The 21,497-nt window shown below is 70.6% G+C and carries 13 protein-coding genes and 4 pseudogenes; 10 read left to right on the top strand and 7 right to left on the bottom strand.

Features of this window, described 5'->3' with window-relative positions:
- The first annotated feature begins 44 nt into the window (after positions 1 to 44).
- Both CTJ15_RS00440 and CTJ15_RS24500 read left to right on the top strand, forming a co-directional pair.
- Positions 45 to 1,025: a DMT family transporter gene (locus CTJ15_RS00440; protein WP_099780834.1), complete on the top strand. Its 981-nt coding sequence runs from the start codon at positions 45 to 47 to the stop codon at positions 1,023 to 1,025.
- Between the two features lie 254 nt (positions 1,026 to 1,279).
- Positions 1,280 to 1,441, top strand: a pseudogene (locus CTJ15_RS24500) (arsenic transporter); the annotation flags it as partial.
- 20 nt (positions 1,442 to 1,461) lie between these two features.
- Here the strand turns inward: CTJ15_RS24500 and CTJ15_RS00430 are convergent.
- Positions 1,462 to 1,674: a hypothetical protein gene (locus tag CTJ15_RS00430; RefSeq protein ID WP_019462100.1), complete on the bottom strand. Its 213-nt coding sequence runs from the start codon at positions 1,672 to 1,674 to the stop codon at positions 1,462 to 1,464.
- Positions 1,675 to 2,090: 416 nt separating this feature from the next.
- On the opposite strand from CTJ15_RS00430, the pseudogene CTJ15_RS25195 reads away from it, so the two are divergent.
- From CTJ15_RS25195 to rbsK, 4 genes and pseudogenes are all read left to right on the top strand, one after another.
- A pseudogene (locus CTJ15_RS25195) lies at positions 2,091 to 2,924 on the top strand (PAS domain S-box protein); the annotation flags it as partial.
- Positions 2,898 to 5,801, top strand: a complete 2,904-nt coding sequence (locus CTJ15_RS00425) for a PAS domain-containing protein (RefSeq protein WP_369923315.1) — start codon at positions 2,898 to 2,900, stop codon at positions 5,799 to 5,801. The pseudogene CTJ15_RS25195 and the gene CTJ15_RS00425, both read left to right, overlap by 27 nt.
- A gap of 383 nt (positions 5,802 to 6,184) precedes the next feature.
- Positions 6,185 to 7,567: an aspartate aminotransferase family protein gene (locus tag CTJ15_RS00420; RefSeq protein ID WP_019462102.1), complete on the top strand. Its 1,383-nt coding sequence runs from the start codon at positions 6,185 to 6,187 to the stop codon at positions 7,565 to 7,567.
- Positions 7,568 to 7,815: 248 nt separating this feature from the next.
- Positions 7,816 to 8,784: a ribokinase gene (gene rbsK, locus CTJ15_RS00415; RefSeq protein ID WP_075821775.1), complete on the top strand. Its 969-nt coding sequence runs from the start codon at positions 7,816 to 7,818 to the stop codon at positions 8,782 to 8,784.
- 32 nt (positions 8,785 to 8,816) lie between these two features.
- Here the strand turns inward: rbsK and CTJ15_RS00410 are convergent, their stop codons facing one another.
- Positions 8,817 to 9,707, bottom strand: coding sequence for a LysR substrate-binding domain-containing protein (locus tag CTJ15_RS00410; protein WP_075821774.1), 891 nt, complete (start codon positions 9,705 to 9,707; stop codon positions 8,817 to 8,819).
- Positions 9,708 to 9,823: 116 nt separating this feature from the next.
- On the opposite strand from CTJ15_RS00410, the pseudogene CTJ15_RS00405 reads away from it, so the two are divergent.
- Both CTJ15_RS00405 and CTJ15_RS00400 read left to right on the top strand, forming a co-directional pair.
- Positions 9,824 to 10,764 (top strand): annotated as a pseudogene (locus tag CTJ15_RS00405) (N-carbamoyl-D-amino-acid hydrolase).
- 148 nt (positions 10,765 to 10,912) lie between these two features.
- Entirely contained in the window at positions 10,913 to 11,554 is a 642-nt protein-coding gene (locus CTJ15_RS00400; RefSeq protein WP_075821773.1) for an aspartate/glutamate racemase family protein, read from the top strand.
- A gap of 80 nt (positions 11,555 to 11,634) precedes the next feature.
- Here CTJ15_RS00400 and CTJ15_RS00395 read toward each other — a convergent pair whose 3' ends face one another.
- On the bottom strand, positions 11,635 to 13,473 hold the full coding sequence (locus tag CTJ15_RS00395; protein WP_075821772.1) for a glycoside hydrolase family 15 protein: 1,839 nt from the start codon (positions 13,471 to 13,473) through the stop codon (positions 11,635 to 11,637).
- Between the two features lie 137 nt (positions 13,474 to 13,610).
- Here CTJ15_RS00395 and CTJ15_RS00390 point away from each other — a divergent pair, with 137 nt between their 5' ends.
- Positions 13,611 to 14,462: an alpha/beta fold hydrolase gene (locus CTJ15_RS00390; protein WP_193009543.1), complete on the top strand. Its 852-nt coding sequence runs from the start codon at positions 13,611 to 13,613 to the stop codon at positions 14,460 to 14,462.
- Positions 14,463 to 14,478: 16 nt separating this feature from the next.
- Here the strand turns inward: CTJ15_RS00390 and CTJ15_RS00385 are convergent, their stop codons facing one another.
- From CTJ15_RS00385 to CTJ15_RS00375, 4 genes and pseudogenes are all read right to left on the bottom strand, one after another.
- Complete coding sequence (locus tag CTJ15_RS00385; protein ID WP_075822697.1) at positions 14,479 to 16,473, bottom strand: aconitase family protein; 1,995 nt, start codon at positions 16,471 to 16,473, stop codon at positions 14,479 to 14,481.
- Complete coding sequence (locus CTJ15_RS24495; RefSeq protein WP_051004933.1) at positions 16,470 to 17,678, bottom strand: CaiB/BaiF CoA-transferase family protein; 1,209 nt, start codon at positions 17,676 to 17,678, stop codon at positions 16,470 to 16,472. Before CTJ15_RS24495 ends, CTJ15_RS00385 begins: the two co-directional genes overlap by 4 nt.
- A 231-nt stretch (positions 17,679 to 17,909) precedes the next feature.
- Positions 17,910 to 18,644, bottom strand: a pseudogene (locus CTJ15_RS24490) (hydroxymethylglutaryl-CoA lyase); the annotation flags it as partial.
- A 132-nt stretch (positions 18,645 to 18,776) separates the two neighbouring features.
- Positions 18,777 to 19,697 carry a LysR family transcriptional regulator gene (locus CTJ15_RS00375; protein WP_075822695.1) on the bottom strand — a complete coding sequence of 307 codons (921 nt, stop codon included), beginning with the start codon at positions 19,695 to 19,697 and terminating at the stop codon, positions 18,777 to 18,779.
- Positions 19,698 to 19,857: 160 nt separating this feature from the next.
- Between CTJ15_RS00375 and CTJ15_RS00370 the strand changes: the two genes are divergently transcribed.
- Positions 19,858 to 21,447, top strand: coding sequence for an ABC transporter substrate-binding protein (locus CTJ15_RS00370; RefSeq protein WP_099780832.1), 1,590 nt, complete (start codon positions 19,858 to 19,860; stop codon positions 21,445 to 21,447).
- Positions 21,448 to 21,497: the final 50 nt, after the last annotated feature.

Raw genomic sequence — 21,497 nt, 5'->3', positions numbered from 1 at the left:
TCTCCGCAGCCGCACCGGATGGCGCGGCCAGGCCGGACGGGGGCATGGCGGCGGACCCCACGGAAGAACCCGCCACGGAGGTGCCCATCCCTCCGGATCTCGCCCCGGCCACCGCCCCGCGCGGCAGCGTTCCGGCCAGCCTGGCGCCGCAGGACAACGTGCTCGGCGGCATCCTGCTGATCCTCGGCGCGGTCACGCTCTTCTCCTGCTCCGACGCGGTCTCCAAGCATCTTCGCGGCACCCTGCCGAGCGGCGAGATCGTCTGGATCCGCTATCTCGTCTTCGTGGCGATGACGCTCGCGCTTCTGGGAAGGAACCGCTTCCGCGGCCTTCACGCGCGGCGGCCTGGTTTGCAACTGCTGCGTGGGCTCTGCGTCCTCACCTCCTCCGTCCTCTTCGTGATCGGCCTTGGCTACCTCCCGCTCGCAGAGGCCACCGCCATCAACTACGTGGCGCCGACCTTCATCACCCTGCTTTCCATCCCGGTGCTGGGGGAGGTGGTCGGGCCACGCCGGTGGATCGCGCTGCTGGTGGGCTTCGTCGGCGTGCTGATCGTGGTGCAGCCCGGCGGCGGCACCTTCCAGTGGGCGGCCGTCCTGCCCTTGCTTACCGCCGCGGCCTGGGCGGGCGCGGTGGTGATCACCCGCCGCATCGGCGTGGCGGACCATCCCGGGACCACGATGTTCTGGACGGCCTGCACCGGCTTCGTGGCGCTGACCCTCTTCCTGCCCTTTGATTTCCGCATGCCGACGGGTTGGGAGTTCGGCCTCGGACTGCTGCATGGCGTGCTGGGCTCGGCGGGGCAGATGCTCGTGGTGCAGGCCTACCGCCAGGCGCCCGCCTCGGTGCTGGCCCCCTTCTCCTATGGCCAGATCGTCACCTCCGCCTTCGTCGGCTATGTCGTCTTCGGCGCTTTCCCGGGGCAGGCCATGCTCCTGGGCTCGGGCGTGATCATCGCGAGCGGCCTCTACACCGCGCATCGCGAAAGGCTGCGGGCGCGGGAACGGCGGGGAGAGGCCGGCTGAAGGCCGGCGGCCCGTCGCGGGCGGCCGCATGGCTTCGCGGAACCTGTCCGGCAGCGGATGGCGGTCCGGCCCGGGCGAAGCCTGCCGGGCCAGGATGTCCGTGCCAACCCGGAAAGGCACCGCGGCGTTTGGCCAGGGCCCGTCCGAGGATGCCGACCGCATGGCCCCTGCCGCCCACCCGCCGCCACGCAGCGGCACGCTCCCCCGTATCTGCTACGGGCTGGACGGGCTGAACGTCTTCCTGGCCGATTTCCAACCTGTCCGTCACCGGCTCGCTTGCAACCCTGCTCTGGCTCGTCGCGATCCGCCGCGAGGGCCAGGACGCCAGCGCCTGGAGCTTCCTGAAGCTCGGCGCCCTGGTCATGCCGCCGGCGCTGCCGCTCTCCCTTGCGGCGCTGATCCACCGGCCCTTCTAGGGTGCAGGGAAAGCCGGCCTTCAGTGCCCCGCGCTGAGGCAATCCCGGTGTGCCTGGGCACCGGCGACGTAGGCGTCGAACTGGTCCTTCGCGGCGTAGTTCGCCTCCGTCTGCCGGGCCTGTTCCGCGCAGAAGGCCGCCCTGTCGGCCGGGCTGGCCGGAGTATTCGCCGTGCGGAGCCCACCGGAGCATCCCGCGAGCGCGCACAGGATCAGCGGATAGAGCCAACGCATGAAGAAACCCCGGAAACACAGAGCGTGGATTACTGCCGTCCCATGCAGTGCGTCACAAGGTCCCCCAGGGTTCCATCCCTCATGTGCCGGGCGCGGGGCCGGTTACGATCGCGAGCGGACCGATCGTGTCACGGCAGACACCTCTGCAACTGGGGGAGGGTATCACGGCGTTCCCGGCATGAGGATTTCATCCCGATCGTACCATTGGTATAGGCGGCCTTCATGCCTTCCAGCTCCCCCCGTAGCCCTGCCTGCGTCCGAATTGCGCCCTGCACCAGGGAGCGAGGGGCATCGGGGCGACGCCGGATAGCCGGCGTGGCCTTCCAGGCCAGGGTCACTGGCGATGGCCGGTCCGCCCGATCCTCCGGACAGGCCAGCCGCCCGGCGGACAAGGCGCCGGTGGAGTCCCGATCGTCATGACAGACCAGAACGAGGACCGTCCCTGGACGGAGGCCGACCGGCTCGCGGCTCTGGACTGCTACGCCATTCTCGACACGCCCCCGGAGCAGGATTTCGACGACCTCGCCCGCTTGGCCGCCGATTTGCTCGAGGCGCCCATGGCCGCCGTGAACCTGATCGCGAAGAGCCGACAGTGGTTCAAGGCGGAAGTCGGCCTGGGCGTGCGGGAGATGCCACTCGACAACTCGATCTGCTCCCGGATGATGCTCCAGCCCGGCGAACTGGTTGTCCCGGACCTCCTGGAGGACCCCCGCTTCAACTGCAACCCGCTGATCACCTCGGAACCGGGGCTGCGGTTCTACGCCGGCCATCTGCTGGAAACCCCGGACGGACTGCCCCTGGGCACGCTCTGCGTCCTCGACACGAAGCCCCGGCCGGAGGGCCTGACGCCCCGGCAGCGATTCGTGCTCAAGACCCTGGCCCGCCAGGTCATGAGCCAGCTGACCCTCCGCCTGAGCTTGGCGCAGCAGGCCCGGTCGGAGGCGCTCCGGCGGCAGATCCTGGACAGCGCCACCGACTTCGCCATCATCAGCACGGATCTCGCGGCGCGGGTCACCGGCTGGAACACCGGAGCGGCGAATATCCTGGGCTGGACGGAGGCCGAGATGCTCGGCCGGGCGGCGGACGTGATCTTCGTGCCGGAGGACCAGGTGGCTGGCCTGCCGGAGGCCGAGATGGAGCGGGCGACCCGGGACGGCCGGGCCGCCGACGAACGCTGGCACCGACGCAAGGACGGCTCCCGCTTCTGGGCCTCGGGCGAGATGATGCAGCTCCGGGACGAGCGGGGCGCCCACACCGGCTACCTCAAGATGTTGCGGGACCGGACCGAACAGCACTTCGCCGGCCAGGCGCTGCAAGCGATCAACGAACGCTTCCGCCTGGCGCAGCGGGCGACCCGCGACGCGATCTGGGACTGGAGCTTCGCGGACAACAGCGTGCTCTGGAACGAGGCGCTGGAAGATGCCTATGGCTGGACCCCCGGGCAGGTGGAGCCGACCGGGGACTGGTGGATCGCCCAGATCCATCCCGGGGACCGGACGCGGGTGGATCGCAGCATCCATGCGGTGATCGACGGCACCGGCACGGGCTGGACGGAGGAATACCGCTTCCGCCGGGCCGATGGCAGCTACGCGGACGTGCTGGACCGCGGCTACGTCATCCGCGACGCGGAGGGACGGCCGGTCCGCATGATCGGCGCCCTGCTCGACCAGAGCGAGCGCCGCCGGGCCGACGCCGCCCTGCGCGACCGGGAGAACCGACTGCGGCTGGCCACGGCGGGGGCCCGGATCGGCACCTTCGACTACTGGGTGCGGACGGAGGAGCTGACCTGGGACGACCGCTGTCGCGCGCTGTTCGGCCTGCCGCCCGGGGTGCCGGTAAGCTACGAGGGCACCTTCCTGGCGGGACTGCATCCTGAGGACAGGGTGCGGGCGGACGAGGCGGTGCGGCGGTCCATGGACCCGGCGGGATCGGGCCGCTTTGCCGCCGAGTACCGCACCGTCGGGCTGCGGGACGGGATCGAGCGCTGGGTCTCCGCCCAGGGCGAGACGCATTTCGAGGATGGGCAGCCGGTGCGGCTGATCGGAACCGTGCTCGACATCACGGACCGCAAGAGGGCCGAGGAGGCCCTGCGCGAAAGCGAGACCCGGTACCGCACCCTGTTCAACTCGATCGACGACGGCTTCTGCATCATCGAGTTCTTCGACGGGCCGCACGGACCATTGAGCGACTACGTTCATGTCGAGGCCAATCCCGGCTACGAGCGGCATACCGGCATCCCTGACATCGTCGGCAGGACGATCCGGGGCTTCGCATCCGACGAGGCGGATGGCTGGGTCGAGCTCTACGGAGGCGTGCTCCGCACCGGCCAGCCGATCCGCTTCGAGCGCTACTTCGCCGCGGCGGGACGCCATATCGAGGTCTCGGCCGCCCGGATCGAGCCGGCGGGCCGGCGGCAGGTGTCGGTGCTGTTCCGCGACGTGACGTCGCGACGGGAAGCGGAGGCCGCCCTGCGCGCCAGCGAGGCGCTGGCGCGGGAGAACATCCAGCGCGTCCAGCTCGCGCTCGCGGCCGGGGCCATCGTGGGCACCTGGTTCTGGGACCTGCCGACCGACCGCTTCACGGTGGACGAAGCCTTCGCCCGCAGCTTCGGCCTCGATCCCACGCTCGGGCGCGTCGGCCTCAGCCTCGAACAGGTGGTCGCGACCGTCCATCCCGACGACAAGGCGGGCCTCATCGCCGCCATTGAGGACGTCATCGCCCGCGGCGGCGCCTATGCCCACCAGTACCGGGTGCGGCGCAACGACGGGCAGTACTACTGGATCGAGGCAAATGGCCGCGTCGACCACGCGCCCGACGGCACGCCGTTGAGCTTTCCCGGCGTGCTGGTCGACGTGGAGGAGCGCCGCGCCATGGAGGCGGAGCGCGACCGTGCCACCGCCGAGCTGCGCGCCCTGACCGAGACGCTGGAACAGCGCATCGCCGAGCGCACGGCCGACCTGCTGCTCGCCGAGGAGCAGCTGCGCCAGAGCCAGAAGATGGAGGCCGTCGGCCAGCTCACCGGCGGTATCGCGCATGACTTCAACAACCTGCTCACCGGTATCATCGGTGCGCTGGAACTGCTCAGCACCCGCGTCGCCCAGGGGCGGTACAAGGACGTCGATCGCTATGTCGGGGCCGCCCAGGGCGCGGCAAGGCGGGCCGCCGCCCTGACCCACAGGCTCCTGGCCTTCTCGCGCCGGCAGACCCTCGACCCCAAGCCGACGGACGTGAACCGCCTAGTGGCGGGAATGGAGGAGCTGGTCCGCCGCACCGTCGGGCCCTCCGTCGAGCTGGAGGTGGTGGGCGCGGGCGGGCTGTGGCCGACGCTGGTCGATCCCAACCAGCTGGAAAACGCGCTGCTGAACCTGTGCATCAACGCGCGGGATGCGATGCCCCATGGCGGCAGGCTGACCATCGAGACGGCCAACCGCTGGCTCGACGAGCGCACCGCTCGCGAACGCGACACCGCGCCGGGGCAGTATATCTCGCTCTGCGTCTCCGATACGGGCATGGGCATGGCGCCCGACGTGATCGCCAAGGCCTTCGACCCGTTCTTCACCACCAAGCCGCTGGGCCAGGGCACGGGGCTGGGCCTGTCGATGATCTATGGCTTCGCCCGGCAATCGGGCGGGCAGACGCGTATCTACTCGGAGGTCGGACAGGGCACGATGGTGTGCCTGTACCTGCCGCGGCACCTGGGCGAGGCCGAGGTGGCCGAGCCGGTGCCCGAACTGGCCGAGGCGCCCCGGGCGGAACTCGGCGAGACCGTCCTCGTCGTGGACGACGATCCCACCGTGCGGATGCTGGTGATGGAGGTGCTGGAGGAACAGGGCTACGCTGCCATCGAGGCGGGCGACGGCGCCTCGGGCCTGCGGGTGCTGCAATCCGATGCCCGCGTCGACCTGGTGGTGACGGATGTCGGACTGCCCGGCGGCATGAACGGCCGGCAGATGGCCGATGCGGCCCGGGTCGGACGGCCGGGGCTGAAGGTGCTGTTCATCACCGGCTATGCCGAGAACGCCGTGGTGGGCGACGGGCACCTGGAGCCGGGCATGCATGTCATGACCAAGCCCTTCGCCATGGAGGCCCTGGCCAGCCGCATCCGGGAACTGATCGCGGCAGGATAGGCCGCCCCCAGGCCGCGTCCGCTTCGCCGGGTGGCATACGCATGGTGGACCGGGCCTGACGGCCGGGCCTCCGCCGCATTCCGCTCCGCGCGATGCCCGCCGGGGCTTGAGGCCGGGTGCCGCATCGCGTTACGCTTCCCGATGCCGTCATTCCAGCATGTTCCTGGTATCGCGGCCGGCCTGTTCCATCGGGTCATGGGCCGTGACGCCTTGCCACAGGGCGTGGCGTGCGGCTCTTCCGGATGCCGAACGGGCCGGTCGGGGCAGCCGGGCGCGTGCCTGCGTTCGCCCGTGCCGGGAGCATGTCGGCCAGGGGGCATGTTGATGGGGCATCTGATCGTACGGCGCATGTCCGGTCCGGACGATCCAGCGAAGGGCTGATCATGAACTACGTTCCGAAGACCAACGACATCGCCGGGCTGATCGAGGCCGACCGCGCCCATGTCTGGCACCATCTTTCCCAGCACAAGGCCTATGAGACCGTCGATCCGCAGCTGATGGTCGAAGGCCGGGGCATGCGCGTGTGGGATGCCAAGGGCAAGGAGTATCTGGACGCCACCTCCGGCGGGGTCTGGACGGTCAATGTCGGCTATGGCCGTGAATCGATCGCCGATGTGGTGCGCGAGCAGCTGGTGAAGCTGAACTACTTCGCCGGCGCCAAGGGTAGCGCGCCGGGGGCGGCCTTCGCGAAGCGGCTGATCGAGAAGATGCCGGGCCTGACCCGCGTCTATTACTCGAACTCTGGTTCCGAGGCGAACGAGAAGGTCTTCAAGATGGTGCGCCAGATCGCCGCGCGCCATCACGGCGGCCGCAAGTGGAAGATCCTCTATCGCGAGCGCGACTACCACGGCACCACCTTCGGCGCCCTGGCCGCCTGCGGCCAGCCGCAGCGCAATGCCGATTACGGCCCCTTCCCCGAGGGCTTCGTGGAGGTGCCGCACTGCCTGGAGTACCGCAGCCAGTACCCGGATGCCGCGGATTACGGCATTGCCGCCGCCAATGCGATCGAGGAGGTCATCCTGCGCGAGGGGCCGGACACGATCGGGGCCATCTGCCTGGAGCCCATCACCGCCGGCGGCGGCGTCATCACCCCGCCGGCCAGCTACTGGCCGCGCGTGCAGGAGATCTGCCGCAAGTACGACGTCCTCCTGCATATCGACGAGGTGGTCTGCGGCCTGGGCCGGACGGGGGCCTGGTTCGGCTACCAGCAGTATGGGGTGAAGCCGGATTTCGTGACCATGGCGAAGGGCCTGGCCTCGGGCTACGCAGCGATCTCCTGCACCGTGACGACCGAGGCGGTCTTCGACCTGTTCAAGGACAATGCCGCCGATCCGATGAGCTACTTCCGCGACATCTCCACCTTCGGCGGCTGCCTCGCCGGCCCTGCGGCGGCACTGGAGAACATGCGGATCATCGAGGATGAGGGCCTGCTGGAGAACACGACGGCGATGGGCCAGCGCCTGCGCGGCAACCTGCTGGCCCTGATGGAACGCCATGCGGTGATCGGCGACGTGCGCGGCTGCGGCCTGTTCCAAGGCGCCGAGCTGGTGGCGGACCGCAGGACCAAGGAGCCGCTGGCCGAGGCCAAGGTCCAGGCCGTGGTGGCGAAGTGCATGGAGGCCGGCGTCATCATCGGCGCCACCAACCGCTCCTTGCCGGGGCTGAACAACACCCTGACCCTCAGCCCCGCCCTGATCGCGACGGAGAAGGACATCGACCGCATCACCGATGCGATCGACCAGGCGCTGACCGCCGTCACCGCCTAGCATCCTGCCCGTGAGGCCCGCCGCATCGGCGGCGACCTTCGCGGGCCGGCAGGCCGCTGAAAGCAATGGTTCGTATCACGCCCAAGGAGGCCGCCGCCCGACAACCGGCCTCCTTGGGCTATCGGCGCCAATGCTGCGCCCCCGGGGGATGTCGACACGCGATGCATCCGATCAAACGCCCCTGGAGCCAGCGAGGCTGGCGCCGCTGACCGGCCAATGACAAGACAGACGAGGGGACCAAGGAAACCATGGTCGGAAGCAACAGGCATAGTTCCGGCGGCCGTATTGGCGTGGTCGGCAGCAACATGGTCGATCTCGTGACCTATATCGATCGCATGCCCGAGGCCGGGGAAACCCTGGCGGCCCCGTCCTTCTCGATGGGCCATGGCGGCAAGGGTGCCAACCAGGCCGTCGCCGCCGCCCGGCTGGGGGGCGATGTGATGCTGGTCAGCCGTGTCGGCGACGACCTTTTCGGCGAGGGCATGATCCGCAACTTCCAGGAATCCGGGATCGACGCGCGCCATGTCCGTGCCGTGCCGGGCACGCAGAGCGGCGTGGCGCCGATCTTCGTCGAACCTTCAGGCGAAAACCGCATCCTGATCGTCAAGGGCGCCAACGAGCACCTGCTGCCCGCCGATGTCGAGGCGGCGGCGGAGGACCTGCGGCGATGCAGCCTGATCCTGCTGCAACTCGAGATCCCACTGGAGACGGTCTACCACACCATCGACTGGGCGACGCGGGAAGGAATCGAGGTTCTGCTGAACCCGGCGCCGGCGACGCCGGAGCTCGATGTCGGACGGGTCCTCGCCGCCACCTTCCTCGTGCCGAACCAGACGGAGCTCGCCATCATGACCGGCCTGCCCACCGCCACGCGCGAGGAAGCGGAGCGGGCGGCGAGGGTGCTGGTGGAGAAAGGCGTCCGCACGGTGATCGTCACGCTGGGGGCCGAAGGGGCCCTGCTGGTGACGGCGGAAAGGGTGCGGCATGTGCCGCCCGTGACGGTCCGGCCGCGCGACACCAGCGGTGCCGGGGACGCCTTCATCGGCGCCTTCGCCCAGCACTACGTCCGCTCGCGTGACATCGAGGCCGCCATGGCCTGGGGTGCCACCTATGCCGCGGATTCCATCACACGCCCCGGCACGCAGAAGGCCTTCGCGGATGCCGCGGGCTTCGAGGCCTTCCGCGCCGGCCTGACCGGGGCGCGCGGAGCGTTCTGACAGCTCGGCGGTCACTGTTCGGCGGGCAGCCCTCATGGCTTCGGCGCCAGTGCAAGTCTCACCTCTCCGATGAAGCGGCGGCCGAGCGGTGAGAGCGGCTTGCGGTTCGACCAGAAGGCCCAGGCGGTGGCAGGGATGGCCGGCTCGAAGGGACGGATCTCCAGTGTTCCAACGGGTGGGTGCCGGGCGGAGAAGGGATCGACCACGGAGACGCCCGTGCCGGTCCCGACCAGGGCGCAGGCGGTGCTGCAGGTGCGGACCTCCGCCCGGAACAGGAAGGGCTGCCGCGCGGACTGAAAGGCATGACGCACAGCAGCCCCCATGCGCGTATCGGCATCCAGCGCGACCAGGCTGTGTGCGCCCAGATCCCCGGGTGTCACCACGGCAAGCCCGGCGAGCGCATGGCCGGGCGGGCAGATGGCGACCATCCGCGCCTCGGCCAGCACCTCCACCTCCAGCATCGCCTGAGGCCCCAGGCCGAGCCCGATGCCAAGATCGGCGGCCCCGCTTTCCACGGCGCGGACGACGTCGTTCAGGTCGCGGATGTCGAAATGGATCTTCAGCTTCGGATGGCGCCGGGCGAAGCCGCCCAGCACCCGCGGCACCACGCCCTGTCCCAGGGGCGGTGTCGAGAGGATGCGCAGGCGGCTGGTCTTGGCCTCGCGCAGGTCCTGCAGGCGATCCGTCAGCGCCGCATGCAGGGCGAGCAGGGGCTCTGCTTCCTCCTGCACGATGCTCGCTGCCTCCAGCGGATGGAGGCGGTTGTTGACACGCTCGAAGAGCGGGAAGCCGAGCTGCGCCTCGATCTGGCGGATGGCGGTGCTGACCGCGGGCTGCGAGAGGTTCAGGTGCCGGGCTGTGGCCATGGTGGTCTGGAAGCGGACCATGGTGCGGAGGATTTCCAGCTGGCGCAGCGTAAGCATGCGGCAGTCTATAAACAAACCATATAACTCCGGCAATTATTCCATGGCATTGGCCCTTGTGCTGCCCAGAAACGCTTCGCATGATCGGAGCGCTTCCGGCCAACAAGGTTCCCGCCATGCCCCGCATCCTCCGCCTCGCCGCCGCCCAGATGGGACCCACCCAGCGCGCGGACAGCCGGGAAGCGGTGCTGGCCCGCCTGATCGCGCTGCTGGACAGGCGGCAGGCCAGGGGGCGCAGCTCGTGGTCTTCCCCGAACTGGCCTTCACCACCTTCTTCCCCCGCTGGCTGCTGGAGGGGGCGGAGCTCGACCAGTACTACGAGACAGCCATGCCCAACCCCTCGGTGCAGCCGCTCTTCGACCGCGCGAAGGCGCTGGGTGTGGGCTTCTATGTCGGCTATGCCGAGCGCACACCGGAAGGGCGGCGCTTCAACAGCGCCATCACCACCAGCCCCGATGGCAGCATCCTGGCCAGGTACCGCAAGGTGCACCTGCCCGGCTCGGTGGAGCCGCGTGTGGGGGACCGCTTCCAGCAGCTGGAGAAGCGCTACTTCGAATACGGCGACCAGGGTTTCGAGGCCTTCCGGGGTCCGGAGGCCTGGGGCCGGCCGGTGATGGGCATGCTGATCTGCAACGACCGCCGCTGGCCGGAAGCCTGGCGTGCCTATGGGCTGCAGGGCGTGGAGCTGATGCTGATCGGCTACAACTCCGCCGCCTATGACCCGAATGGTGGCAGCACCGAGAACGAGGAGATCCGCACCTTCCACTCCAACCTGGCGGCGCAGGCCAATGCCTACATGAACGCGACCTGGGCGGTGAGCGTGGCCAAGGCCGGCAACGAGGACGGGTCGGGGTTGATCGGCAGCTCGGTGATCGTCGATCCGAACGGGGTGATCGTGGCGCAGGCCAAGACCCTGGGCGACGAGGTGGTGGTGGCCGACTGCGACCTCGACACCTGCCGCCAGGGCAAGGAGAAGATGTTCAACTTCGCCGCCCATCGCCGCCCCGAGCACTACCGCCGCATCACCGAGCAGGTCGGTGCCATCCTGCCGGATTGATGCGCGCAGGCGCTGGCAGCCACGGGCTGCGCGGGGCGGCTGCGACCTGCCGGGCGATCCGGCGGATCTGGGATCTCCCCGAGGCACGCGCGGCCTTCGAGGGCTGAACCCGCACCGGGCGATCCATTTCGCAGGAAAGGCTTCCGGCATGTCCCGTATCCTGGTGATCAACCCGAACAGCTCGCCGAGCTGCACCGACACGATCCGGGCCTCGGTGCAGCCCCAGGCCATGGCGCACGGGCCCCGGCTGGAAGTGACCGGCCTGCCGGAAGGTCCACCCGCCATCGCGACCTGGCAAGACTGGCACGCAGTGGCCGAGCCGCTCTGCCGTCTCGTGGAGGCGGAGCCGGCCGAGGCCTATGTCATCGCCTGCGTCTCCGACCCGGCCATCGACCTGCTCCGCAGCGTGACCCCGCGGCCGGTTCTCGGCGCGCTGCGTTCCGGCATCGCCGCCGCGGTGGCGCGGGGCGAGTGTTTCGGCATCATCGCCTTCGTCGAGGCGAGCGTGCAGCGTCAGCGCCGCGTGTTGCAGGCCATGGGTCTGGAGGCGCGCTGCGTCGCCAGCCTGCCGCTGAACCTGCCCATGGAGGTCCTGACGGGCACGGAAGGACCCCGGCCCCGCCTGCTCGAACTCGGGCAGGCGCTGAAGGCGCGGGGGGCGGACAGCGTGATCCTCGGCTGCGCCGGCATGGCCGGGCACCGGCGCTTCCTGGAGGATGCGCTCGGCCTGCCGGTGATCGAGCCCTGCCAGGCGGCCGTCGCCCAGGCCCTGCTCGCCACCCTGGCATAGTCCCCCGCACCGGGCACAGGGACCACGCTCCGGGAAGACGCGGGCACCCCGGCCCCATGCACCCCGCCGGCGAGCCTGTTCTAGCCCGCGCCCTCCCTGCGCCCGAACGGCCGCTTGCGGTCGCCCCGGAGCGTGCAGGCGGCATGGATCAGCGCAAGGTGGCTCAGCCCCTGCGGCGTATTGCCGAGATGGTCGCCGGTCCGGGGGTCCGCCATCTCGCTCATGATGCCGACCCCGGGGGCGACGGCGTCGAGCGTGCCGGTGAAGACCGCCTCGGCTTCCGCGTCGCGGTCCAGCATGGCCAGGGCCTCGGCCATCCAGAAGGAACAGGCCAGGAAGGCCCCCTCTTCCCGTTCGGCGCCGGAATAGCGGTAGAGCAGGGCGCCCCGGCCGAGTTCCGCCCGGATCGCGTCCAGCGTCGAGGACAGGCGTTCCCGTCCGTCGAAGCCGAAGCGTACGGCCAGGGTCAGCGAGGCATCCAGTCTCTCGGTGCCGGGGAAGAAGGTATAGGCGCGGCGCTTCTCGGACCAGCAATGCGTGTCGATCCATGCCGCGATCCGGTCCCGCTCGCGCTGCCAGCGCGGCACGCAGGTGGAGGGCAGGTGCCCGGCCTCCGCCAGCTCCACCGCACGGGCGAGGGCCTGCCAGGCGCTGATCTTGGACATGGTGTAGTGCTGCGGCTCCTCCAGCTCCCAGATGCCGGAATCCTTTTGCCGCCAGCGATCGGCACATTCATCCGCCAGCCCGGACAGCACGCGGGCGCTGCGCTGGTCGATGATATGGCCGTCGCCGACGAAAAGCGCCGCCGTCTCGAAGATGTCGCCATAGACGCCGTGCTGGTGCTGGTGCGCGGCGGCATTGCCGATCACCACGGGGCCGGAGCCGCGATAGCCCGGCAGCGCCTCGATCACCCTTGCCTCCGGTGCCTTGTCGCCGCAGAGCGTATAGAGCACCCGGGGACCGTGCTCGCCCAGCCGCTGCATCAGCCAGGTGAAGGCGGCCTTGCTTTCCGCCATGGCGCCGATGCGGAGGAAGGCGTTCACCGTATAGGCGGCGTCGCGGATCCAGGCATAGCGGTAGTCGTAGTTCTTGTCGCCGCCGATCCGTTCCGGCAGCGCGGCCGTGGCGGCCGCGGCGATGGCGCCGGAGGGTGAATAGAGCAGCAGCTTCAGGGCCAGGGCGCTGCGCCGGACCGCCTCCCGGTGCGGACCGTCATAGCGCAGGTCCCCCGCCCAGCTGCGCCAGGCCTCGTCGCTGGTATCGATCCGCGCATCGATCTCCTCGATCGGCAGCACGCCCAGCGGCTCGTCCTCGGCAGCCAGGAGGGCGACGGTGGCACGCTCGCCCTCGGACAGCGTCACCGTGGCGGTGATGCTGCGGTCCTGCTCCTCCAGGATGCGGATGTTCGGCGTGCAGCGCATCATCCCGAGCAGCGGACCGACATGGAAGACGCAGCCGTTCGGGTTGGGCTGGAGCCAGGGCGAGGCCGTGTCTCCGCGCGTGCCGAAGACCGCCTGGATATGGAACCGCACCGTTCCGGCGAGGCCCTCGATGCGCCGGGCGAACTCGCTCCAGGGCAGGCGCCCGGCCAGGCTGCTGTTCAAGGATTCCGTGACCCGGACGCGCCCGTCCGGGGTGGTGACCAGCGTCTCCAGGATGTTGCTGTCCGGGCGATAGCGCCGCTCGACCTCGAAGGCACCCTCGGGGCGAATCTGGAAATAGCCGCCCTCTCCGGGATCGAGGATCCGGTCGAAGAGGGGCGGTGAGTCCATGTTGGGCACGCACCACCAGCCCACCGCCCCATCCGGCGCGATCAGCGCCACGGACCGCCCGTCGCCCAGCGCGGCATAGTCCTGGATGGGAAAGCCGGCGCCCTCGGGCGGGCTTTCCGCCGGGGCGGGAATGGAGATCCGGTGCATGTCTCGTTGCATCGTCTGTCTGTGGGGAGCAAAGCGGGAAGCGCAACCGCCCCAGTGGCACGATGCCTGCCGGAAAGACGCGGAACCGGGTGCCGGCGGCCGCTTGATGCCGCGCGATGCGCCCCCAGTTGCCCTGCATGGAACCAGCCCCTCCCAGGCCCCCTTCCAGCGCCCCGGCCGCGGACCGCAATGGCCCGGACGCGATCCGCCTCGTCCTGCTGCACTTCCTCGGCGGCAGTGCCCGGGAATGGCAGGAGGTGACGCGGTGCCTGGGGGAGGGGGTGCGGCCGCTGGCCCTCGATCTGCCGGGCTTCGGCGCAGCGGCGGCGGAACCCGGCTACGCCGTCGCCGACATGGCGGATCGCCTCGCCGGGATCATCGCCGCACAGCTCCCTAGCTGCCCCTCTGGCTGTCCCCCTGGCTGTCCCCCTGGCCGCTGGGTCCTGGTGGGGCACAGCATGGGGGCCAAGCTCGCCGCGGTGCTGGCGCGAAGGGCGCTCGACGGGGAGGCGGGGCTGGAGGGCCTGGCCGGGCTCGTCCTGCTGGCGGGTTCGCCCCCTTCGCCCGAACCCATGGCGGAGGCCCGCCGCGAGGAAATGCTCGGATGGTTCCAGGGACCGCCCGAGGAGCGCCGCGCCCAGGCGGAGCGTTTCATCGACAACAACGTCGTCACACTGCCGCCCGAGTCACGCCGCCTGGCGATCGAGGACGTGTTGCGCGCCAACCCCGCCGCCTGGCGCCACTGGCTTGAATCCGGCAGCCGGGAGGACTGGGGCCGGCGCGTCGGCATCCTGCCCTATCCGACGCTGATCCTGGCTGGCGGCGAGGACGCGGATCTGGGCCCGGCGGCGCAACGGAGGCTCATGGCGCCGCACTTCCCCGAATCCCGGCTGGAGGTCCTGTCGGGCCTCCGGCACCTCCTGCCATTGGAAGGGCCGGAGCGTGTCGCGGCCCTGATGCGGGACTTCCTGGCCGAATGCGCGCGTTGAGCGCCGCACCGTCGCGTCAGCCGGGCACGCTCGTCCCGGCGCCTCCCGCGAGACCCGGCATGGGGAGGGGATATCGCTCCCGCAGCGCCTGGAAGGAGATCAGCTCCCCCGCGATGGCGCTGGCGGCCACGGTCGGCGGGCTGGCGAGCCAGACCTGGCCGGGGCCGGAGCGGCCCGGGAAGTTGCGGTTGATGGCGCTGACCGTCACCTGGGAAGGAGAAACCGAGACTCCGGGGCCACAATTGGCGCAGGCGCCGCAGGCCGGCTGCAGGATCTCGGCGCCAATGCGCGCGAAGGTGTCGAGGTAGCCGCGCGCCGCGCAATAGTCCCGCACGGCCGCCGTGCCGAACTGCAGAAGCAGCCGGACATGCGGCGGCGGCCTGAGTCCGCGCGCCACGGCCCAGGCCAGCACCTCGTGGTAATGGTCGAAATCCTCGCGCTTCCCGGCGGTGCAGGAGCCGCCATAGGCGATGTCGATCCGCACCGGCCCGTCCAGCGCCGCGACGGGCACGCCCCGCCCCGGATCGCCCGGCGCGGCGAGCATGGGCGACAGGTGCGACAGGTCCAGGGTGATGACCTCGGCATAGGGTGCCCCCGGATCGCTGCACATCCAGGGTTCCGGCTCGAAGTCGATGCCGCGCCGATCGCGCAGAAAGCGCCGGGTTTCGGCATCGGGGGCGACAATCCCGGCGAAGCCCCCCAGCTCGGCCGTCATGTTGGTGAGCGTGGCCCGCTCGTCGATGCCGAGGCAGGCAACGCCCGGCCCCGCGAACTCGAAGACCTTTCCGACGCCCGTGCCGGCCTTCAGCCCAGGCCGGGCGAGGAGATGCAGCACGATGTCCTTCGCGGTCACGCCGGGCGGCGGGCTGCCCTGCATCTCGATGCGCAGCACCTCCGGCACCCTGAGCCGCACCATGCCGGTCACCATGGCATTCGCCATGTCCGTGGTGCCGACGCCGAAAGCCAGGCAGCCCAGCGCACCGCTGTGCGGCGTGTGGGAGTCGGTGCCGACGATGAGCCGCCCCGGCAGGGCGTAGCGTTCCGCCACCAGGGCGTGCGAGATGCCCTCGGAGCCCTCTCCGCCCGGAAGGTAGCCGTGATCCGTCAGCCCATGCTCGGCGACGAAGGCGCGGTGCGCCTCCGACAGCGCCCGGACATGCGGCAGCAATCCGCGCTCCACATGTGCCGGGCTCCGGTGCGCATAGGAATAATGGTCCTCGAAGGTGAGGATGGAGCCAGGGTCCTCCAGCACCGGCGTTTCGCCGAAGGCGCCGCGCAGCATGAAGCGGCACATCGCCGTGTAGATGTCGTGGATGAAGCGCAGGTCGGCGCGCACGAAGATCCCCGAGCCCGGTTCGGGTCGCTCCCCGGCACCCGGAACCGCCACGGCATGACGGGCCAGGATCTTGGCGGCCAGGGTCTGCGGCCCCGGTAACACCGCCGGGCGTGCGCCGGATGCGTGCCGCAGCACGCACCGCCCGTAGGCCAGCAGCCCGCCGGCCCGCAGCACGGCGGCAGTGACCGCGTCCCGGCCCGCGACGAGCTCCTCCACCCCGATCGACTCGCCGCGCCGGATGCGTTCGACCAGCCCGAAATCCGTCGAGGTGAAGAGCCCGAGATTGTCGGCGTTCTGGCGGTAGATACGCTCGAAGCTCTCCGCGATGACGAGCCGGATGCCGGCCATCTTCTCGGCCAGCGGGCTGTGCTCGCGGGAGGAGCCCTTGCCGTAGCGTGCCCCGGCGACGACCACCGAGAAGCCACCCGCGCGCGCCGCTCCGGGCCGGAACGGCAAGGCGTCGTCGCATTTGACGTCGGTATAGGCATGGTCGGCCAGCGCTTCGTCGAAATGGACGAGCGAGGGCAGGGGGGTGATCTCGTCGGTGGAGACGTCGTCGCGCAGCCGCCCCGCTTCGGCAAGCGTCAGGTCGCAGCCCCCGAGCTGCGCCGTGACCAGTTCCGGGTCGCCGGACAGGAAGAGGACGCGTCCCGGCAGTTCCAGGCGGTCGCTCATTCCGCCGCCATCGGCAGGTCGGGTGCCCAGAGCAGGCCCGCCGCCGCCATGCGCCCGATCTCTGCCTCGGACAGCCCGGCCTCCCGCGCGATCTCCAGGCTGTGCTCGCCGCTGCGCGGCGGCTGGCGCCGCAATCCCAGGCGGGCGCCGTCCACGGCCACGGGCAGGGCCGGCAGCCCCGCCAGCGGGCGCGCGGCGGTGCCGCCGGGCGCGACGCGGGCGGCGCCTTCGGCGCTCGCCATCTCTGTGTCCAGCAGGCCGCCCGAATTCCGCAGATGCGGATCGTCGAAGAGGTCGCCCGGCCGGGCGATCGGCGCGAAGCTCAGCCCCAGCGCCTCGCAACGGGCCATCAGCTCGGCCTTGGAAAGCCGCCGGAAGACCTCCGCGACGCGGGGCAGGTATCGGGACCGGTCGAGCACGCGCTGCGCCTGGGTGGCCAGCGCCGGGTCGCGCAACAGGTCCGACAGGCCGAAGGCCTCGCAGAAGCCGCGCCACTGGGTCTCCGTCACGACGCCGACGAAGACCTGCTCGCCGGGATCGGCCGTGTCAAAGACGTCATAGACCGACCAGGGCTTCACCATGGCCGGATCGCCGAAGGAAGGCGGGTTCTGCCCGGTGATGGCGTTGGCGGCCATGTGCTGCGCCATCAGCACCATGTTGGTCTCGAAGAGCCCCGACTGCACATGCGCGCCCCGCCCCGTGGCCTCGCGTTCGCGCAGCGCGCCCAGGATGCCGATCACGCCGAACAAGCCGCCCATGATGTCGTTGACCGAGGAGCCCGCGCGCATCGGCTTGCCAGGCAGCCCGGTCATGTAGGCGAGGCCGCCCATCATCTGCACGACCTCGTCTAGCGCCGCGCGGTGCTCGTAGGGGCCGGGCAGGAAGCCCTTGCAGGAACAATAGATCAGCCGGGGATTGAGCGCGGAAAGATCGGCATGGCCGAGTCCGAGCTTGTCCATCGCGCCGGGGCGGAAATTCTCCAGCACCACATCGGCCTCGGCGGCGAGGCGGCGCACCAGTTCCAGGCTCTCGGGACGCTTCAGGTCGAGGCACAGGCTGCGCTTGTTGCGGTTGAAGCTGGGGAAGAAGCCGATCGCCGCGCCCATCAGGCGCCGGGTGTTGTCGCCTTCCGGGCCCGGCTCGACCTTGATCACGTCGGCGCCGAGATCACCCAGCACCATGCCGCAGCTCGGCCCCATGATCATATGGGTGAATTCCAGCACGCGGATGCCGTGCAGCGGGCCGGTCGTGCCGCGCGGCGTGGCCGGGACGGCCTCCGGTGCCGCCTCGGCCGGCCGGGCGGCGGCCTCCCGCGCCGGATGGAAGGTGCGCGGGATGCCGGCCCTGGCGACACGGCCGTGCAGCACCTCGCCGGGCAGGCCTTCCTGCAACAGGGCACGCGTCTTGATCAGCGCGGCGAGATCGATGCCCGTGTCGAAGCCCTCCGATTCCAGGAGATAGACCAGGTCCTCCGTGTCGATGTTGCCCACCGAGCCGGGGGCGAAGGGACAGCCGCCGAGCCCGCCCAGGGCGGCATCGAAGCCGCGCACGCCTTCCTCCAGCCCGGCCAGCACATTGGCCAGCCCGGTGCCCATGGTATCGTGCAGATGCAGGTTGCCGAGGCGCACGGGGCCGAGCTCCAGCCGCACCGCGCGCACCAAGCGGCGGACCTGCCGGGGGCTGGCATAGCCCAGCGTATCGGCCAAGGCGACAGCATCGGCCCCGGCCCCGGCCAGTTCGGCGGCCAGGGCGATCACCTCGCGCTCCGGCACCTCGCCCTGAAGGGAGCAGCCGAAGGCGGTGGAGATCCCGGCCTCGATCGAGGGCCGCGCCGCGCCGAGCGTGCGGGCCCATTCCACCACGCGGCGGAACTCCGCCACCTGCTCCGCCCGGCTGCGGCGGACATTGGAGCGGCTGTGCGCCTCGCTGGCGGAAACGGGCAGGACGATCGCTTGCGCCCCGGCGGCCGCGGCATTCTGCGCGCCGCGCAGGTTGGGCGCCAGCGCCATCACCTGCAGCCCCGGATGCGAGGCGCGCAGGCTGCCGACCACCTCGGCGGCATCGGCCATCTGCGGCATGGCGGCGGGCGGCACGAAGCTCGCCACCTCCATCTCCGGGATGCCGGCTTCCGCCATGGCGGCGATCCAGCGCAGCTTCGTCCCGGTCGGCATCACCGACCGGATCATCTGCAGGCCGTCGCGCGGCCCTACCTCCCGCACTGTGACGGCGGGTTTTTCCTTGGCGTTCCTCATGCTCGCATGATGCCCCCGCGAGGCGCGGAGGTGAAGCCGTGGTTGGCGGGATCAGCGTCCGCCATCCGCGGAAGTCGGCCAGGCTAGATGATCCCGCAGCAGCCGCGCGGCGGGGGGCAGCATCGCCGCCGGCCGGGTGATCAGCCGCAACTGCCGCCGCGCCCAGCCCTCCTCCAGCGGCACGGCGCACAGGGCAGGCGTCCCGGGGCCTGTCCCGGCCAGTCCCTCCGGCACCACGGCGAGGCCCAGCCCCGCCGCCACCAGGCCACGGGCCGCCTCCGTCGCGCCGACCTGGAAGCGGAATTCCAGCCGGTGGCCGAGCCTGCGTGCCGCGTCGTCCAGGATCAGCGACAGCGCGCCCCCCTCCTGCACGCCGATGAGCGGATGCTCCAGCAGCGCGCCGAAGCGCAGGGATCGGGCCGTCGCCAGGGGATGGTCCGCCCGGCACAGGACGACCAGCCGGTCGCGCCGCCAGGGGCGGGCCTCCAGGGAGGACGGGATCTCGCTGGCGCTGGTGATCAGTCCCAGGTCCCCCCGTCCTTCCACGAGGTCGTGGAGGATCGTGCCGCTCGTCTCCTCCTTCAGCTCGACACGGATGGCGGGATGCCGCGCCGCGAAGCCGGCCAGCAACGCCCCCAGGTCGTGGCCCGCGATCACCGAGGCCGAGGCGCCCAGCCGGACGCTGCCCTGTCCGCCACTGGCGAAGGCGCGGAAATCCCCGGCGAAGCGGGCCGAGAGGTCGAAGAGGGCGCGCGCATGCTGCGCGATCGCCTCCCCCGCCGCAGTCGGGCGCACCCCGCGCGCGCCCCGTTCCAGCAGCGGCAGGCCGCAGTCGCGTTCCAGCAGTTGCAGCCGCTTCGCCGCCGCCGAGGTGGCGATGCCGCAACGCTGCGCCGCCTGGGTGATGCTGCCGAGCTCCACCGTCGCCAGCAGGATGCGCAGGGTCGTCCAGTCGGCCTGGAAGGGGTTCATGAGGCATGCCCATCACGGGATCGGGGTTGGCGTGGCGCGATGATGGCCGCTGCCGGAGGGTGCCGAAAGACCGGCTTGGCTTGCGGAGACCGGAGGGTTAGACCTGGGCCAAAGCATGATCCGGCGGGGACGAACCCGGCGGCAGGGAGGAGATCAAGGCATGAAGCGGCGCAGCTTCCTCGCGGCGGGCATAGCTTCGCTCGCGGCCCCACGGCTGGCAGGCGCCCAAACGAATGGGCGCCCCTCCTCGGTGCTGCGCGTCATTCCGCAGGCGGACCTGGCGGTGCTGGACCCGGGCATCACCACGGCCACGGTGACACGCAACCACGGCTTCATGATCTTCGACACGCTCTATGGCCTGAACGCCGTCGGCGAGCCGGTGCCGGAGATGGTGGAGGGCCACGAGGTCGCCGATGATGGCCGAAGCTGGATGCTGCGGCTCCGCGGCGGGCTCCGCTTCCATGACGGGGAGCCTGTGCTGGCCTCGGATGCCGTGGCCAGCCTGCGCCGCTGGGCGCGCCGTGATCCCTTCGGCAAGACGCTGATGGCCGCGACCGACAAGCTGTCCGCGCCTGACGACAGGACCATCCTTTTCCGCCTGAAGCGTCCCTTCCCGCTGCTGCCGCTCGCCCTGGCGAAGACCACGCCCTACACGCCCTTCATCATGCCGGCGCGGCTGATCCCCTCCGATCCCGGCACGCCGATGGCGGAGATGATCGGCAGCGGCCCCTTCCGCTTCCTGCCCGATGAGCGGCTGCCGGGCGCGCGGGTGGCCTATGCGCGCTTCGACGGCTATGCGCCGCGCCAGGGCGGCCAGCCCGGCCTTTCCAGCGGCCCGAAGCAGGTGCATTTCGAGCGGGTGGAATGGCAGGTGATCCCCGATGCCTCCACCGCCCTGGCGGCGATCCAGAACGGCGAGGTGGACTGGTGGGAGCGGCCGATCCCCGACCTGCTGCCCCTGGTCCGGCGCGACAGGTCGCTGCGCGCGGAAATCACCAACCGCGCCGGCACGATCGCCTTCATCCAGTTCAACCACCTGCATCCGCCCTTCGACAATGCCGCCATCCGCCGATTGGTCCTTTCCGTGGTGGATCAGGACGAGTTCGAGCAGATGATCAGCGGCACCGATCCCGGCCTGCGCGGCGGCAAGGTCGGCATCTTCCTGCCTGGCGGCCCGATGGCCACCGAGGCGGGGCTGGAGGAGATGCGCGGCCGGCGCGACTTCGACGCTCTGAAGCGCGAGCTGGCCGCGGCCGGCTACAAGGGCGAGCGCGTGGTGATGCTGGTCGGCACCGACAGCCCGGTGAACAACGCCGTCAGCGAGGTCATGGGCGACCTGCTGCGCAAGATGGGCTTCAACCTCGACTACCAGGCGATGGACTGGGGCAGCGTGGTGCAGCGGCGCGTCAACCAGCAGCCGCCGGACAAGGGCGGCTGGAACATCTTCGGCGTCAGCGCGGACGGCGACTATTTCACCGACCCGACCGTGGTCCCTTCGATCCGGGCCAATGGCCGGGATGCCTGGGTGGGCTGGCCAACCAGCGCGCGGGTGGAGGAGCTTTACCGCGACTGGTTCCTGGCCTCGGATCAGGCGGAGCGCCAGCGCATCGCGCGCGAGCTGCAGGTGCAGACGCTGCGCGAGGCCAACTGGATCCCCGTCGCACAGGTCTTCCTGCCCACGGTGCTGCGCGCGGATGTCGCGGGCGTGCTGCCCGGCTTCGCGAAGTTCTGGAACGTGCGGCGCAGCTAGCCGGTTCCAGTCCACCGGAAAAAGAGGGAAGGCGTGACGGGCGTCGATCT

The organism is Roseomonas sp. FDAARGOS_362 (genome assembly GCF_002754815.1).
Lineage (GTDB): Bacteria > Pseudomonadota > Alphaproteobacteria > Acetobacterales > Acetobacteraceae > Roseomonas > Roseomonas mucosa.
Note: the sequence above shows the minus strand (reverse complement) of the source record. Positions and strands in the feature narration are given on the sequence as shown.